Origin of the sequence: Arthrobacter sp. TB 26 (genome assembly GCF_000427315.1) — a bacterium.
In the GTDB taxonomy this organism is placed as follows: Bacteria; Actinomycetota; Actinomycetes; order Actinomycetales; family Micrococcaceae; genus Arthrobacter.
Window position 1 is genome coordinate 1 of record NZ_AUPJ01000124.1, and the last position, 4,924, is coordinate 4,924.

Here is a 4,924-nt window from a genome sequence, read left to right on the forward strand (position 1 = left end):
CCCGGGCGGCCGCGGCACCTGACAGCTCGGCCGCCTTCAGGTCCACCGCGCGCAGCGTTTTGCTGCTCTTGGCCAGGTCCCACGCAAAGGCGATAAAAGCCACCGTGTAAGTGCCGGCCGCGAGAAGCATGAACAACTCGCTGTACTGGCCCATGGTTTCGTTGATGGGGAACATTACTGATCCTTCTTTGACTCGGAAGAGCCTGCTGTGGACTGGATGAAGTCTGCTGCGGGGTGGTCCGGGGAGGCCTGCTCAGCACCGGCACCGGCACCGGGCAGCCTGGTATCCGCCCGGTCATTATCCGCCCTCCCGCTGGGAGCCGACTGGGAGCCGTCGTCGAGATCCCAGGCGCCGGCGAGCAGCCTACGGATCGCGGTCGCTTCCCCGGCAAGCCGGTGGTCCTCGCCGCGGGCCAGGAGTCCGTATTCGACCATGGTGCGGCCGTCCTCATGGGAACCGGTCCGGACCCAGACGCGGCGGCGGTTCACGTAGAGAGAGGTGACCAGGCCGGCCACCGCCAGAAGCGCGAAGATCAGGGCGTAGAGCTGGCCCGGGTTGTGGTGGATATCGACGCCGACATAGCGCTTCACGCCGTCGAAGCTGATGGTCCCCTTGCCGTCCGGCAGGGTGTGGGTGGCTCCCGGCGTCAGGACGATGCCCTTCGTGTCGAGGTTCCGGGCGTTGAGCGGGGTCAGCTTCTTGACGTCGAGTTCGAAGACGTTCTGCGGGGCTCCGTCGTCCAGGCCGAGATCCCCGTAATAGGAGTTCAGGGTCAGCTGCGGGTTGAACAGTTCGGGATCGCCGCTGAACGAGACGCCCTCATCGGTGACGAAGGCGGTAGGCAGGAAGAAGCCGGCGAAGGCCAGCTGCTCCGGCTTGGCATCCGGGACCTTGATGACCACGGAGGAGTAATAGTTCTCGCCCTGCAGCTTGGCCACCACCGGGCCCTGCATCGCGATGTTCCCGGCGCCGTCGCGGACAGTCACGACGGGAGCGTAGCCGTTGCCCGTGAGGTACATGCTGGTGCCGCCCAGGGTGAGCGGGTCGTTGACCTTCAACACCTCTTTTTTAGCCGGGGCGTCCGGGGTTTCCTTCGTCGTCACATCGGCCTTGAAGTCGATGGGCTGGCCGAACTTGCCCTTGGACTCGCGGTCAAAGGTGATCTGGAACTTGTCCAGCTGGACCGAGTACGGCTGCAGCTGGCTGCTCTGGAAGTTGGTGCCCGGGGTGAACTGGTCGTAGCCGACCAGCGTGTTCACGAACGTGTCGCCCTCCACCAGGATCCGCTGCCCGCTGTAGCCGAACAGGCCGCCAATCGCCACCGAGACCAGCACCCCGATCAGCGAGGTGTGGAACAGGAGGTTGCCGACCTCGCGCAGGAAGCCGCGCTCGGCGCCCACCGACGGCCGGGCACCGTCGCGGTCGCGGATGTCGACGCGGTAGCCGCGCTTCTTCAGCAGCCCGGCGGCATCCGCAATGGCGCGCGACGCCGGGACCCCGGCGTCTGCGGGAATCACCAGCGTGCCGTACTCGGGCAGCCGGGACAGCCGAGCGGGCGTCCGCGGCGGCTGGGACCGCATGGCCTTGTAGTGCGCGATGGCGCGCGGAACCACACAGCCGATCAGCGAGATGAACAGCAGGATATAGATCGCGGAGAACCACGCCGAGGAGTACACGTCGTAGAGCTGGAGCGAATCGAGGAGCTTGCCGTAGTCCGGGTGGTCCTTGATGTACTGCGTGACGATTGAGGGGTTGGCGGGCCGCTGCGGGAAGAGCGAACCAGGAACCGCGGCCACTGCCAGCATGAGCAGCAGGAACAGCGCGGTGCGCATGCTGGTCAGCTGGGTCCAAGCCCAGCGGAGCATGCCCAACGGGCCAAGCGTGGGCAGGACAGCTTCAGCCTTTGCGGCGGCAACGGGACGGCCGGTGCCGGACTTGCCTCCCGGTTTGCCTGGCTTGCCGGACCTGCCGCCCGGCGTGCCCGGTTTGGCGTCGGGGTCGGTGCCGCCGGGCGTGGTGCCGGGGGCCGGGGACTTCTTCTCTACGTTCACTCGCTCGCTCATCAGATCGGCAATTTCACATCGGTTTGGAACCAGTACTGCAACTCGGAAACCCAGGTTCCCCACACGCCGGTGGCCATCAGCAGGCCAAGCCCCACCAGGATTCCGCCGCCAATGCGCTGGATGGCGAGACGGTGCTTGCGGAAGAAGGACATCACGCCTATGCCCCGGCGTACAGCCAGCGCGATCAGCAGGAAGGGAATGCCCAGGCCAAGGCTATAGACAAACGCCAGGAACGCCCCCTTGGCCGCCGAGGATCCGCCCGAGAGGCTCAACAGCTGGACCGCCGAATAAGTCGGGCCGATGCAGGGCGCCCAGCCGAGGCCGAAGGTGATGCCGAGCAGCGGAGCGCCCCACAGCCCGGCGGGCGGCTTCGACTGGATCTTGGCGTCGCGCTGGAGCCAGCCGAAGCCGCCCATGAACACCACGCCCATGATGATCACAAGGATGCCCAGCATCTGGGTGATCCAGGCGTTCTGCGAGCCGGTGATCAGCGTACCCAGTTGCCCGAATGCCCCGCCGAGCAGCACAAAGATGGCGGAGAAGCCCAGGACAAAGAGCCCGATCCCGGCCAGCATGCGGCCGCGCTTCTGCTTCTGGAGGTCGACGCCGGTCAGTCCCGTGACGTAGCCCAAGTACCCCGGGACGAGGGGAAGGACGCAGGGCGAAAGGAAGGAGACAAAGCCGGCGAGCAGTGCCACGGGGATGGCAAGCAGCAGCGAACCGCTCAGGATGGCTTCGGCGAAGGGGCTATTCACGGCGGCTGGCCTGTCCGCTACTCGGCCACGGCAGCGGCGATGAGGGACTTGAGGGTGCCCTTCTGGATCTCGCCGAGGACGCGGGACGCCACGCGGCCCTGCTTGTCGAGCACGAGGGTGGTGGGCACGGCCCCCGGCGGAACCAGGCCGGACACGGCCAGCAGCACGGCGCCGTCCTTGTCATTGAAGCTCGGATAGGTCAGGTTGAACGTCTTGTCGAACGCTTCTGCGGTGGCCTTCTCGTCCCGGAGGTTGACCCCGAAGAACTGCACACCCTGGCTCTTGAACTCCTGGTGCAGTTCCTCCAGCGACGGTGCCTCCACCCGGCACGGCGCGCAGGCCGCGAACCAGAAGTTGAGCACGGTCACCTGGCCCTGGAAAGCCTCGGCGGTCACCGCGGTGCCGTCGAAGAGCGTGCCCTTGATGGCAATGGGGCTCTTGCGGTCTGCCACGGCGAATTCCGTCACCGAACCGTCGCCGGCCACATAGTTCTTGTTGTCGCCGGCCCTGGCCTGCTGGGCCAGGGCATCCTCCTGGGCGCAGCCGGACAGCCCCAGCACGACGGCGAGCGCCGCACCGCCCGCGGTCAGGACGCTGCGGCGGGAGACGGGTGACGCGTATTCCTTGTTTCTGGTCATGCTCAAGCTCCAGGGGTGCTGGAGGCACCGGGAAGAAGGGCGGCCGCGGGCTCGCTGTACTCGACCCGCAGGAGGGTTCCGGCGTCGTCGAAGACCAGGGAGGTGACCGAGGTGAGGGTGCATTCGCGTTTGCGCGGATCATGCCACAGCGGCTTGCCCTCGGCGCTGAGCCGGGTGGCCCAGATGGGCAGCTGGTGGCTCACGAGGATGGCTTCCGCGCCCTCGCCGCCGAGTTCGACGGCGCGCAGCCGGGCGTCGTGTACCGCGGCGATGACCCGGGCGGCCTGGTCCTTGTAGGGCTCGCCCCAAGAGGGCCGGAACGGGTTGCGCAGCATGGGCCAGTGCTTCGGCTTGAGGATCTCGGCCTTGTCCACGTGGAGGCCTTCGAAGTAATTGGCGGCCTCGATGATCCGGTCCTCAGTGGTGATCTCGAGGTTGAGCGCCTCCGAGATGGGCTGCGCCGTCTCCTGCGCGCGGGTCAGCGGCGAGGCGGCGAGGTGGACGATCTTTGCTCCCTGCGCGGACCTCGCACTGAAGTGTTCCGCAAGCATCCGGGCCATCTCCCGGCCAAGCTCGGACAAGTGGAATTCGGGCAGCCTGCCGTACAGGACGCCAGCGGGATTGTAGACCTCGCCGTGGCGGAGCAAATGGACAGTGGCTTGGGGCATGTGTACCAGTTTCTCAAAGGGCAGGGCTAATGACGAAATCTTCTACAGGAGGTAGAACTCAAGAGTTTCGAGAAATGTTCCCCGGGGTTGGAATAAAAGATGCAAATGCATGTTTATACTGGGTGAAGCAGTTAGTTGAGACTTCAACAAATGAGGTTTCAGCTGACGATCAAACCCACCGCACGGCCCACCCGACTCAAGGAGAAACACCATGGCACTTCCCGCTAACGTCACCACCGGCACCTGGACCCTCGACAACTCGCACAGCGAGATTGCCTTCACCGTCCGCCACGCGGGCATCAGCAAGGTCCGCGGCCAGTTCAAGGATGCAGAAGCCACCCTGGACCTCGCCGAGAACGTCGCCGACTCGAAGGTCAACGCCACGATCAAGACCGCGAGCTTCGACTCCGGCGATGCCAACCGCGACGGCCACGTCCGCGGCGAAGACTTCTTCGACGTCGAGAAGTTCCCGGAAATCTCCTTCGTTTCCAACAGCATCGTCCCCAAGGGTGATGTCTACGAACTCCAGGGCGAGCTCACCATCAAGGGCGTTACCCGCCCGGTCGCCCTCGAGACCGAGTTCAACGGCGTTGCCGTCGACCCGTTCGGCATGACCCGCGCCGGCCTGTCCGCCGAGACCACGATCAGCCGCAAGGACTTCGGCCTGACCTGGAATGCAGTTCTCGAAGCCGGCGGCGTGCTCGTCAGCGACAAGGTTGCCGTCAACCTCGAACTGGCCTTCATCGCCCCCGCAGCCTAGTCAGCAACACTTGCCTGGCCGGTCCCCAGGGCCGGCCAG

Annotated in this window: 5 protein-coding genes and 1 pseudogene; 1 reads left to right on the top strand and 5 read right to left on the bottom strand. The window is 65.7% G+C overall.

The features are described from left to right. The 5 genes and pseudogenes from K789_RS24960 to K789_RS0103880 form a co-directional block, all read right to left on the bottom strand. Positions 1 to 175 (bottom strand): annotated as a pseudogene (locus K789_RS24960) (c-type cytochrome biogenesis protein CcsB); the annotation flags it as partial. Beyond that, the gene (resB, locus tag K789_RS0103865; RefSeq protein WP_024365606.1) at positions 175 to 2,064 is read right to left on the bottom strand and encodes a cytochrome c biogenesis protein ResB; all 1,890 of its coding nucleotides are present in this window, start codon (positions 2,062 to 2,064) and stop codon (positions 175 to 177) included. The gene resB and the pseudogene K789_RS24960, both read right to left, overlap by 1 nt. Further along, positions 2,064 to 2,819, bottom strand: coding sequence for a cytochrome c biogenesis CcdA family protein (locus tag K789_RS0103870; protein WP_024365607.1), 756 nt, complete (start codon positions 2,817 to 2,819; stop codon positions 2,064 to 2,066). The genes resB and K789_RS0103870 overlap by 1 nt, the downstream gene beginning before the upstream one ends. A gap of 17 nt (positions 2,820 to 2,836) precedes the next feature. After that, the gene (locus tag K789_RS0103875) at positions 2,837 to 3,457 is read right to left on the bottom strand and encodes a TlpA family protein disulfide reductase (protein WP_024365608.1); all 621 of its coding nucleotides are present in this window, start codon (positions 3,455 to 3,457) and stop codon (positions 2,837 to 2,839) included. 2 nt (positions 3,458 to 3,459) lie between these two features. Next, positions 3,460 to 4,125, bottom strand: coding sequence for a histidine phosphatase family protein (locus K789_RS0103880; protein ID WP_024365609.1), 666 nt, complete (start codon positions 4,123 to 4,125; stop codon positions 3,460 to 3,462). Between the two features lie 211 nt (positions 4,126 to 4,336). Here K789_RS0103880 and K789_RS0103885 point away from each other — a divergent pair, with 211 nt between their 5' ends. Further along, positions 4,337 to 4,885, top strand: coding sequence for a YceI family protein (locus K789_RS0103885; RefSeq protein ID WP_024365610.1), 549 nt, complete (start codon positions 4,337 to 4,339; stop codon positions 4,883 to 4,885). The last annotated feature ends 39 nt before the right edge of the window (positions 4,886 to 4,924 follow it).

What these genes read in the sequence shown, in the direction of transcription:
- K789_RS0103875 (WP_024365608.1), bottom strand. Translation starts at nt 3,457, where the DNA reads ATGACCAGAAACAAGGAATACGCGTCACCCGTCTCCCGCCGCAGCGTC.
- resB (WP_024365606.1), bottom strand. Translation starts at nt 2,064, where the DNA reads ATGAGCGAGCGAGTGAACGTAGAGAAGAAGTCCCCGGCCCCCGGCACC.
- K789_RS0103880 (WP_024365609.1), bottom strand. Translation starts at nt 4,125, where the DNA reads ATGCCCCAAGCCACTGTCCATTTGCTCCGCCACGGCGAGGTCTACAAT.
- K789_RS0103885 (WP_024365610.1), top strand. Translation starts at nt 4,337, where the DNA reads ATGGCACTTCCCGCTAACGTCACCACCGGCACCTGGACCCTCGACAAC.